This is a genomic window from Cryobacterium sp. MLB-32 (assembly GCF_000738085.1).
GTDB lineage: Bacteria > Actinomycetota > Actinomycetes > Actinomycetales > Microbacteriaceae > Cryobacterium.
Genome location: NZ_JPRS01000681.1, coordinates 1 through 1855, shown reverse-complemented (window position 1 = coordinate 1855; position 1855 = coordinate 1). Strand labels below are relative to the sequence as shown.

The following is a 1855-nucleotide window of genomic DNA, read 5'->3' as shown; positions in this document are numbered from 1 at the left end:
CGCCGCTGGTCGAGCTTGTCGAGACTCGTGAGTCGACCCCCGCAACGCCACCCCCGCCGCTGGTCGAGCTTGTCGAGACCTCGTGAGCCGATCTTGCCACCCGAGCTGCGAATAATGCTTCGAATAACTTCTCCACAATGCTGAGGTTTTCTCGAACAGTGTCAGTGGTCCATGGGAAAATCTAGTCATGGAGAACACCAATGAAGTTCCTCCACCGGAGGATGCCGCGGGCAGCAGCCCGCCCGAACCCGTCGACCTCACGCCCGAACAGCGTGCAGTGGTCGATACCCAGCTCCGCTTGCTCGATGCGGTGAAAGAGCACGATCGGGCGATCTGTGCGGCGCAGGCCGCGCGGGCGGCCGCGGTCGATGAGATCGTGCGTTGGACCCGGGCGACGGCCGAGACCGGCCGACCCACCACGGCCGCTCGTGGAAGGAAAGGGTACGTGGAGTGGTCGTCGATGACGGCCGCGCACGAGGGCCTCGTCGCTGAACTCGCGTGTCTGCTGACGTTGCCGGAGAATTGCGCCCGTAACCTCATGTGCCACAGCGAACTCCTGCAGCACAAGCTCCCCGCCACCCGAGCAGCCCTGACGCGTGGGGACATCAGCTACCGTCACGTTGAGATCATCATCGACAACGTCCTGGCCCTCCCTGATGAGGCCTGGCAGGACTTCGAACGAGAGGCCCTGACCGAGAGTGAAACGCTCACGGTGCCGCAGTTCACGAAGAAGGCCATCCGCATTCGGGAACTCACGCATCCTGAGTCGATCGCCGTGCGGCACAAACGTGCCCTGGCTGATCGGTGCTTCTTTGTCGGCCCGGGCCGTGACGGTATGGCTTACCTCGAAATGACCCTGAGCAATGAGGATGCCAGTGCGATCCGTGATCGGGTTGAGGCGATGGCGAAGAACCTCCAGTCCTCATCGCTGGTTGAGCCTGTCGAAACCCGCACGCTCCCGCAACTGCGCACCGACGTCGCCGTAGACCTGCTCCTGGGCGGCGTTACCGCGACGGGGCTCGGCGCGGGGATTCGCGGCAACGTGTACGTCACCGTCCCGGTGCTCACGCTGATGGGTAAGAGCGAGGAGCCCGGCACTCTGGAGGGGTTCGGGCCGATCGACCCGGAAACCGCCCGCCGCATCGCCGGCACCGCATCGAGCTTCACCCGCATCCTCATCCACCCGGAGACGGGCGCGGTGCTCTCGTTCGGACGCACAAAGTACAAGGTGCCGACAGAACTCCGGCGCTGGCTGCAACTGCGCGACGGATCGTGCCGCGCCGCCGGGTGCAACCGCCGCGCGCAGGACTGCGACATCGACCACACCATCCCCTGGGAATCCGGCGGCGAAACCGTGTTCTCGAACCTCGCAAACCTCTGCAAACGCAGCCACCGGGTCAAACACGAAACCGGGTGGGCAGTTGAACAAGGCGCAGACGGCACCCTGAACTGGACCAGCCCGGCCGGTAAGCACTACGCCACCCACCCCGCCACCCGAATCAGACCCACCGTCCCCACGACCGAACCAGCAGCGAAACCAAACACCTGGCTCGACGTCTGGAGCATCCCTAACACCGGCCTCAACACAGCACCGTTCTAACAACCACGACGAACGCGACGAACGCGACGAACGATCAACATCGTCGCGCACCACCACCACGGACCGACGGACAGACGGACGGACAGACAGACAGAAATACCGAGGAACGTGAGAGGAGACTGCGCACCGCGAGAGTCGTTCGCTAGCACTCCCCCCGCCAGACGAGATCTCTGACTCTGAGGAATCCTTCTCTGTGGCTTTCGTGTGCAGCGTCGTTCTGCTGTTGACTCAACCTGAGCGATCGTGCGGTCAAAC

1 protein-coding gene is annotated in these 1855 nt (G+C 63.8%); it reads left to right on the top strand.

All coding sequences use genetic code 11. The features are described from left to right. Positions 1-187 precede the first annotated feature (187 nt). On the top strand, positions 188-1600 hold the full coding sequence (locus JF66_RS20875) for an HNH endonuclease signature motif containing protein (RefSeq protein WP_051973805.1): 1413 nt from the start codon (positions 188-190) through the stop codon (positions 1598-1600). Positions 1601-1855: the final 255 nt, after the last annotated feature.